The organism is Deltaproteobacteria bacterium (assembly GCA_016208165.1).
Classification (GTDB): Bacteria; Desulfobacterota; Desulfarculia; order JACQYL01; family JACQYL01; genus JACQYL01.
The window spans coordinates 20,189-27,296 of the sequence record JACQYL010000140.1; the positions used below are offsets into that span (position 1 = coordinate 20,189).

6 protein-coding genes are annotated in these 7,108 nt (G+C 59.5%); all 6 read right to left on the reverse strand.

Annotation, left to right across the window (positions count from 1 at the left end; all coding sequences use genetic code 11):
• Positions 1-2: 2 nt before the first annotated feature.
• Positions 3-1,193 (reverse strand): ABC transporter substrate-binding protein, encoded by a 1,191-nt coding sequence (locus tag HY788_24345; protein MBI4777276.1) that lies wholly within the window; start codon positions 1,191-1,193, stop codon positions 3-5.
• A gap of 469 nt (positions 1,194-1,662) precedes the next feature.
• On the reverse strand, positions 1,663-2,025 hold the full coding sequence (locus tag HY788_24350) for a Lin0512 family protein (GenBank protein ID MBI4777277.1): 363 nt from the start codon (positions 2,023-2,025) through the stop codon (positions 1,663-1,665).
• Complete coding sequence (gene lipA / locus HY788_24355; protein ID MBI4777278.1) at positions 1,982-3,565, reverse strand: lipoyl synthase; 1,584 nt, start codon at positions 3,563-3,565, stop codon at positions 1,982-1,984. Before lipA ends, HY788_24350 begins: the two co-directional genes overlap by 44 nt.
• A 13-nt stretch (positions 3,566-3,578) precedes the next feature.
• On the reverse strand, positions 3,579-4,949 hold the full coding sequence (gene lpdA, locus HY788_24360; protein ID MBI4777279.1) for a dihydrolipoyl dehydrogenase: 1,371 nt from the start codon (positions 4,947-4,949) through the stop codon (positions 3,579-3,581).
• Positions 4,950-4,987: 38 nt separating this feature from the next.
• Entirely contained in the window at positions 4,988-6,310 is a 1,323-nt protein-coding gene (locus HY788_24365) for a 2-oxo acid dehydrogenase subunit E2 (GenBank protein ID MBI4777280.1), read from the reverse strand.
• 96 nt (positions 6,311-6,406) lie between these two features.
• Positions 6,407-7,108 (reverse strand): alpha-ketoacid dehydrogenase subunit beta (locus tag HY788_24370; GenBank protein ID MBI4777281.1); only part of this gene is annotated, 702 nt, incomplete at its 5' end.

Below are 7,108 nucleotides of genomic sequence, written 5' to 3' on the forward strand. Positions count from 1 at the left end.
GCTTAAAATCTTGGCGCGTAAACGGTGAAGTCCGCGATGGGTACGGCTTTTCCATCCTTGGCCTGGCCCATCTGCGAAGCGTTAATACCGTGATGGCGATCGGGGCCGTAGGTTACGGGTGCGCCCATGCCTTCGGGTTTCCAGTCCTTGATCTGCTCCATCCCGGCGATCAGGCCTTCCCGGGTCAAATCACGCCCTGCGTTCTCGAGCGCTTTGGCGAAATGCATCATGGACACGGCTCCGAACACGGCCAGATATTCCTTACCTTTGAGATCGGGGTTGTACTTCAGGAGGGTTTCCACAACCTTGTCCGCCTCCGGGGAAAAACCCGGTTGTGACATGTTTCCGGCCAATGAGATGTACGTTCCGTCCCACGTCTCGCCGGCGATCTTGAACATGATGGGATCACCCATGGTGAAATTAGTCAATACCTTGGGACGATACGCGATCTTGGCCATTTCTTTCGTGATGAGAGCGGCATGAGTGGGAGTGGGCACAAGAATCACCGTATCCGCTCCGGATTCTTTGAGTTTCAATCCGTGGGTCCCCAGCGCTCGTTCCGTGACCTCGTAAGGCACTTCCGCCACGATTTCGGCTTTTCCGGGATTGGCTTTCAACGCGTCTTTTATACCGGCAAGCGCTTGATGGCCGTAGTCATCATTCTGATAAAACACGGCAATCGTCTTGGTATCCAGATTCCGGATCGCGTAATCGGCCAGGAAGTGGTTCTCGTCTTCGTAGTCCGGATAGGCGATGAAGTAATAGTGCTGTTTTTCTTTGGGCTGATTGGCGTAAATGCGCACATTGGCGTAAGCCGTGATCAGAGGAATCTTGTTTTCGGGGAAAAAGTCCTTGGAAGCATTGCAGGGCGCCGAACCTAGAAGTCCGCAGATGGCGAAAACCTGGTCTTTCATTTCCTGCAAGTTGGCCATGGACCGGGTGGGATTGTAGCCGTCGTCCTTTATAATGACCGTGATCTTCCGGCCCTGAATACCTCCCTGATCGTTGATATGATCCGCCCAAGCTTTCATGCCCAGAGCGGTGACCCCCCAGAGGGCCGCGGGACCGGAAAGGGGAGTACTCACACCCACAACGACTTCCGTGTCCGTGACCCCGGGTTCGGCCGCCCAGGCAGCCACGGGAGCCAGAAGCACACACACCAGTACAAAAAAGATCCCCGTTCTTGCAGACACTTTGTCTCCTCCTTCGCTTGAAGGTTAAAAAGAATCCTCCGTTTCCCCCCGTACCTTGAAAATATCGGTCTCCCAAGGCAAGACGCCCCAGGGAGATCCTGAATCCCCGCTTTTACGCCCGCAGGCGCACACAGCTCCGCCCGTCCCGCCTGAAAGCAAGCGGCGGCTTTTTTCTGGAAGATGCAGTTGAACAGGATATCGTCTGCCGACCTTTGAGTCGGGTTTACAACGGAATGTTCCGGCAGTCGCCCTCTATAATCACCGAGAAACGGTGCGAACACTTCTCGAAACGGTCATGTATATAAGCGAAGTCAAGACGGGTTTGATTCTTGTATACGAAAATGCAGTGATGATCGTGCATTCTATTGACTCAGGCCTGTTCCCGAGTTTGAGACAGTGTAGTCCATCCTCAATCGAGCTTCAACGTTTTTCGTTCGCCACTTCGTGTGAATCTTGTCACAAACGCCGCTTAGTCCTGCACGTATACGGTGACCGAAGCGTTCGCCACCATGATCCGGTCACACTTGGGACCGAATTTCGGCACACAAATGCCCTGAGTGACCATGCCGCCGGCAACGGCAACGGCGGTTTTTCGCCCGATGGGCGCTTGGGCCATGACCTGTTCGAGATCCACCTCTTCAGGCTTTGGACAAGCCACCAGGATGTCCACGCCGACCCCTTCCAGATCCTTGAGGTCCAGGATCTCGAGGAGCCCGCAGAGGCAGCTCTTGGATATGGCATCCTTAACGGCCCGGCGCGCGGCTTCGGTCACATTCTCTCCGTGCAGATCAATGCCTGTTCCCAGCTCCACAATGAATCTCTTCCTGGCCATATCTATTCTCACCTTTCCGTTTCGGAGACAAATCCATCATGTTTTCAGCTCGGTACGAACTCCGCACCAGCGGCCCGGCGGCTACTCCCAGAAAACCCATGTTGCGGGCCGCCTCGGCCCATCGGTCGAACGCCTCGGGTGAGACGTACCGGGCCACGGGAATGTGTTCCCCGGATGGCGCGAGGTATTGCCCCAACGTCAGGTACCGGCAACCCGCGCGCTTGAGATCCACAAGCGTTTCCAGGAGCTCGCCGTCCGTTTCTCCGAGGCCGAGCATGAGGCCCGACTTAACCTTCAGCCCTCTTGTCGAAGCGTATTCCAGTATGGAGAGGGAACGGCGATAATCGGCCCGCGGACGGACGACGGGATACAACCGGGCCACGGTCTCGACATTGTGATTGAGCATGTCGGGCCAGGCCGCAACCACGGTTTCCAATGCCGCCACCGAGCCCTGAAAATCCGGAATCAGCGTTTCGACCGTGGCCTCCGGGCATGACGCCCGAATCCGCCGGATAGTGGACACGAACTGTCCCGCGCCGCCATCGGGCAGGTCGTCCCGGGTGACGGAAGTGACCACCACATGCCGAAGCCGCATTTCGAAGGCCGCGCGGGCCACTCTCGCCGGCTCGTCCGGGTCCGGGATTTCGGGAACGGCCTTGGTTACGGCGCAAAAACGGCATCGCCGGGTACAGCGGTCCCCCAATATCATAAAGGTGGCCGTACCCCTGGCAAAGCATTCGCCCTGATTGGGACACTCGGCGCTCTGACACACCGTGGCCAGGCGCATTTCCCCAAGCCTGCGCTCCATGCGTCCCATGGCCGCAGTGTCGGGAGCGCGGCGGACGAGCCACTCCGGGTGCTTTCCGGTTTGGCACTCCGGAGCCGAGTGTTCCCTGTATCCGAAGGCCTTGCGGAACGCGCCGACAAAATGCTCCTTAACTCGTTCCATATCGACGGGACGACCCAGAACCCGGGCCATCGAGGTGATGGGTTGCCCCGGACTTCCGCAAGGTACGATGAGCCCGAAGGGATCCACATCGGTGTTCACGTTAAAGGCCAGGCCGTGGTAGGTGACCCACCTCCGCACGGCAATGCCTACACTGGCTATTTTACCGGAACCCGCCCACAGGCCGGGCCTTCGTTCCTTGAATTGCGGTTCGATACCGAAGATGCGGAGCACTTCCGCCGCCGCCTCCAACAAGGTATCGAGGTACAGGTGCAAATCTCGTTTCCCCAGCCGTATGATCGGGTAGGCCACCATCTGACCGGGCCCGTGATACGTGGCCTGGCCGCCTCGACTCACGAAGTGGACCGCCACTCCTCGTCGCACGAGTTGCTCTTGGGACAGCAGCAGGTCGTGCGTATCGCCGCTCCTTCCCACCGTAACGACGGGCGGATGTTCCACGAGCACCAGACGGTCGGGAGAGGTCCCGGCCACCCGCTCGCCGACGAGCGCTTCCTGCCGCTCGAGGGCTTCCCCATAGTCCAGCAGTCCCCAGTCGAGTACTTCCAGCGCCTGTTGCGGTCCGACGGCAGCCATCGACCCCCCCGAGCTACCGTTTGGGAAGATACAGAGCCCAGTTCAAGGCGGCCCGGGAAGCGTCCACTATGGTTTCCGAATAGGTCGGGTGCGCGCGGATGTTTCGAGCGAGTTCCTGAACCGTGCACTCGAGACTCATGGCCAGAACGGCCTCTCCGATCAGCTCCGTAGCGCAGGCGCCCACAATGTGAACTCCCAGGATCTCGCCGTAGCGGGCGTCCGAAACAATCTTGACGGCGCCGGCCGCTTCATCGCGGGCCATGGCCAATCCATTGATGGCGTATGGGAAATCGCCCACATTAACCTCCAGATCCTTTTCCTCGGCTTCCTCTTCGGATAGGCCGACGGCGCCCATTTCCGGAAAGGACCAAGCCACCCGGGGAACGAGGTGAAAAGGATACTTTCCACTTTTTCCCATGGCGTTTTCAGCCGCCGTGACTCCCATGGACGAAGCCGCGTGGCTGAGCATCCAGCCTCCGGTAACGTCGCCAACGGCATAGACCTCGGGTTTGGACGTTTCCAGCCGATCGTTCACCCACACGCTGCCGTCGTCGTTCACGCGAATCCCGACCTGATCGAGCCCCAAACGGGCCGAATTCGGCTTCCTGCCGGAAATCACTACCCGATCCACGGTCACCGAAGTCTGGTCGGAGCCGGACAGGTTCACCTTGAAGCCCCCGCCCGATGCTTCCACGGACTCGATACGCGCCTTACGATGAAGCTCGACGCCCAGGTCGAGGAGGCCCTGGGATACCCGCTGACCGGTTTCCTGATCCTCGCGGGGAAGCAACCTGCGGCTCTCGGTGGCCAGGACGATCCGCACTCCGAAGATGCTCAGAGTACTCGCCAATTCCACTTCGATGAGGCCATCGCCGCAGAGGAGCACCGAAGCCGGAGCATCGGTCATATCGAGCAACCGATCCGTTCCCACGGCGGCTTCCTCGAGGCCCGGGATGTCCGGCACGACAAGGCTGCCGCCCGTGGCCAGAATGGTCTTTCGGGTTTCCAGTTTCTTTCCGTCCGCATCGATCTCGCGGGGATTTCGCAGCACGGCGCGCCCCCTAATGACCTCGATCCCGTTATTGGCGAGGAGCGCTTCCATTCCCATCCGGATATCACTCGCGACCCCGTTCTTCCTGGCGCGAAGGTCCGTCAGGTTGAGCCCTTCAACCGCGGACTTGATTCCAAAGGCTTCCGCCATGCGGAAGGAACGAAGCATTGCAGCGGCCTCGTGCCATACCTTGGTGGGAATGCAGCCCCTGTTCACGCACGTCCCGCCCATGTCTCCCGCTTCGACCAGAGCTACTCTCCCTCCGAGTTGAGAAGCCCGGATCGCCGCTGCGTATCCACCGGGCCCCCCGCCGATAACCACCACGTCGTACATGCTGTCACCTCGTAGGTCAGTTGATTTCTTCCATGCCGTCAGGCCAGAATCAAGGACGGATTCTCGAGATGCCGGGCCAGGGTCTGCAGAAAATCGGAGGCCGGAGCGCCGTCCGCCACCTGATGGTCAAACGTAAGGCTCAGAAACATCATCGTTCGAATCGCGATTGCTCCATTGTACACGGCGGGCTTATCCTTGGTTCGACCCACGCCCAGTATGCCGGTTTCGGGCGGTTTCAGAATGGGCGTGAAGCCGTCCACCTCGAACATGCTCACATTGGTGATGGTGAATGTACCTCCGGTCACTTCGTCGACGGTCAAGCCGCCTTCCCGGGCCTTGCGAGCCAATTCCCTGACTTCCCTTGCAATCCGAAGAAGTCCTTTCTTGTCCGCGTTCCGGAGCACGGGTACGATGAGCCCCTCGGCCAACGCCACGGCCACGCCCATATGCACGGCGTCGTGGAGCAGTATTTCTTCCCCCACCAGCGTCGAATTCATGATGGGAAAGCGTTTCAGCACACGGGAAGCGGCCATGACGATGATATCGTTTAAGGAAACCTTTACCGATGGGTCGTTCTTGTATTCCTCCCGGATCTTGTCGCGGAACCTCACCGTCTCGGTCGCGTCCACTTCCACAAAGGTGGTCAACTGGGCCGTGGTGTGGAGGCTGGCGTGCATGTTCTGAGCAATGGCCCTGCGCATGCCGGAAAAGGGGATGGACCTGACGGGCGACGGTTCCATTTCCGGCGCTTTCGCTCCAAGAGCCCGCTCGACGTCTTCCTTGGTAATCTTGCCTCCTTCGCCGGTTCCAGTGAGGGTCGAGATGTCCAGTCCCGCCTGTCTCGCCATCTCCTCGGCCAGGGGCGTGATCTTGGGCGGGGGTGGACCTTCCTCGTGGAATTTTTTCACATCCTCTTCGCTGACCCTTCCGTCGGGACCGGATCCGGCAACCGAAGCCAGGTCCACTCCGAGTTCCTTGGCCAGGCGGCGGGCCGCGGGACTGGCCCGAACGAATTTGGCCTCCCGAGGTTTCTCCGGCTGAGCCCCTCGAGCCGCCTCCGCGGCAGGGGCTGCCGCTCCGGCGGCCGTAGCCGCCGCGCCTTCGAGGCGTTCGGGTTGCTCTCCTTCTCCGGCCACCACGGCCACGACGGTTTCGATGGGCACGGTGGCTCCCGAAGGCACTACAATCTGGAACACGATCCCTTCGGCCGTGGATTCGACCAGGTTCGTGATCTTCTCGGTTTCAACCTCAAACAGCGGCTCCCCTTTTTTGACGCGATCACCTTCTTTCTTGAGCCATTTGGTGATCTTTCCCTCTTTCATGGTGAGGCCCCATTTGGGCATCTTGATTTTGGCGGCCACTTTTCTGTTTCCTCATTGAATAAGGGTAGTTGATAAAGTTCGGGTAGCGGAGGTCGGCGGGACCCCAGCTACCTCGAGTTTCATTTAAACAAGCGATCAGCCCAGAATCTCTTTTACCGCCCGGACCACTTTTCCCGTGCTCGGCAGCATGGCGTCTTCCAGAGGCGGACTGAACGGAATAATGGTGTCCGCAGCGGCCACGGTCTTGACCGGTGCGTCCAGATAATCAAAGGAATGATCCATGATGCTCTTGACCACTTGCGCCGCGACCCCGGCCATTTCGTAAGCCTCCTGAACCACCACGGCCTTGTGAGTCTTTTGCACACTCGCGGCCAGCGTCCGATGGTCCAGAGGAGACAGGGTTCTCAGATCGATCACCTCGGCGTTAACGCCTTCCCCGGCCAGTTGCTCGGCCGCCTCGAGGCACTTGTGCAGCATAAGCGCATACGAGAGCAATGTTACGTCGCTGCCTTCCTTCTTTACTTCGGCCTTGCCCAGGGGGATCAGGTATTCTCCCTCCGGAACGGGACCCGCGGTCCCGTAAAGAGCCTTTTCCTCGATGTAGAGCACGGGGTTGTTGTCGCGGAGCGAAGCCAGCAACAATCCTTTGGCGTCGTTGGGGGTCGAGGGCATAACCACTTTCAGGCCGGGCACCTGTGTGAACCAGCCTTCGAGAGATTGGGAGTGTTGGCCCGCCGCCCGGATCCAGCCGCCGGAAGTGGTGCGGACCACCAGCGGCAGTTTCTTGACCTGCCCCCCGGCCATGTAACGCACTTTGGGGGCCTGATTCGTGAGGTA

Bases quoted from the DNA above. Each gene is read 5' to 3' on its own strand.
- HY788_24350 (MBI4777277.1), bottom strand. From the start codon at position 2,025: ATGGCCAGGAAGAGATTCATTGTGGAGCTGGGAACAGGCATTGATCTG.
- lipA (MBI4777278.1), bottom strand. From the start codon at position 3,565: ATGGCTGCCGTCGGACCGCAACAGGCGCTGGAAGTACTCGACTGGGGA.
- lpdA (MBI4777279.1), bottom strand. From the start codon at position 4,949: ATGTACGACGTGGTGGTTATCGGCGGGGGGCCCGGTGGATACGCAGCG.